We start from the raw sequence: 201 nt of genomic DNA, 5'->3' as shown, positions 1-201 counted from the left end.
TCCTAACGGAGAAATCCTGACCTACCGGACGACCAACCGGGAAGGCTACCGGCATTATCACTCCAACCCGAAAGTCTGCCTGGATTGCCCGTTACGCAGTCAATGCACCAGCAGCAAGAAGGCGCTAAAAATCATCACGCGGCATGTGTGGGAGGAGGATAAGGAGCATGTGCAAGAGATACGCCTGACCAGTTGGGGTAA

The 201-nt window shown here is 54.2% G+C and carries 1 protein-coding gene; it reads left to right on the top strand.

The genetic code is table 11. The annotated features are described in order from the left end of the window. Positions 1 to 201: transposase (locus QWF21_RS18165; protein WP_330089440.1), on the top strand; the 201-nt coding region annotated here is incomplete at both ends.

The organism is Alkalimonas mucilaginosa (genome assembly GCF_036327005.1).
Classification (GTDB): Bacteria; Pseudomonadota; Gammaproteobacteria; order Enterobacterales; family Alteromonadaceae; genus Alkalimonas; species Alkalimonas mucilaginosa.
The sequence above is the reverse complement of the archived record's forward strand: the minus strand, read 5'-3'. Positions and strand labels throughout refer to the sequence as shown.